Raw genomic sequence first — 1,136 nt, 5'->3', positions numbered from 1 at the left:
GGCTAATTGATAGTAACGAAAACAATCATCTGGTAAAAGATTCAGGATGAAATTCCTATCTTGAGTCCAATTAGAGACGTATTTTTCGTTGTTAAAATCAACTAAATGAATACACTGAAAGCATTGAAAAATCCAGCGTAAAGTAGGGCAGTCAGTTGCTTTACCTAATTGATTTTTAATTGTTGATTTGGAATCTTTCAGAGCATTTCTAATTTGACGTTGAGCCAAAGTATAAACCAGTAGACATAAACCCATAATCATTCCCAGAGACTCTATTCTCTCAGAACTTTTGAGGAAAATACTGTCTGCAAAAAATAATGGGTCTTTGAGAAAACCAAACCCTCTTTCACATGATTGTTGAGCTTTATATTCCCTGAGCATGGAATCATTGCTAAGTTCCTTTGAATCCCAAACATTGGTCGCAATAATAAAACGCCCTGCACTCAGCACTTCTGTATGAATTTTACTTTCATTCTGAGCGACTGTTGCTGATATTTGATAGGATATTTCTCCTGAACTATCTTTTTTATTAGATTTGATTTGAGTAACTTTACTCTCGTTAATTTGGTGATATTTGAATTGTTTTGATAATTTTGATAATGCCTTGATAGCATCTGCTTCACAAGCAAATTCTTCTTGTGATAACTTTTTTAACTCCTGTACAGCTTTTGATTCTGCCTTGGTAATTTTCCGTGAGAGTTTACGCAAGTCGGATTCTCTTCTTTCTTGACTTTGCACCACTAGCCATCTCTGTTCTATTCCTGCATAATTTTCGGTTCTTGATGCTAATTTATATCCTGGTATTTTACTATCAATAAATTCTGATTCTGGTATTGTTGAGATTAATGATTTTGCTGCTTTTATGCTTAATGGTACTCGACATAACCAGCGTAATTCTGACATCATTTTCAGGTTTGATTCTGTATATAAAGCCGAGTCTGCTACTATGAGACTATTAACTTCTAATTGTTTTTGATATTCTACTGCTATTTGACCAAAGCATGATGAATCTACTTGGTTTCCTGATGCTAGTTTCAAAAATATTGGTATGTCTCCATCCCCTGAACATATCATTTCTATAATAAATTGTTTTAAGTCAGGACGATGGTCACGGGAATAACCGTAAGTGACAGTTA

General features: G+C 34.2%; 1 protein-coding gene. It reads right to left on the bottom strand.

Annotation, left to right across the window (positions count from 1 at the left end; genetic code table 11):
• A partial coding sequence (locus tag ACM0OP_RS24175; RefSeq protein ID WP_414530947.1) for an IS1634 family transposase occupies window positions 1–1,136 on the bottom strand: 1,136 nt, incomplete at both ends.

The organism is Nodularia chucula CCY0103 (assembly GCF_963923915.1).
Classification (GTDB): Bacteria; Cyanobacteriota; Cyanobacteriia; order Cyanobacteriales; family Nostocaceae; genus Nodularia; species Nodularia chucula.
This window is presented reverse-complemented; position numbering and strand designations above follow the sequence as displayed.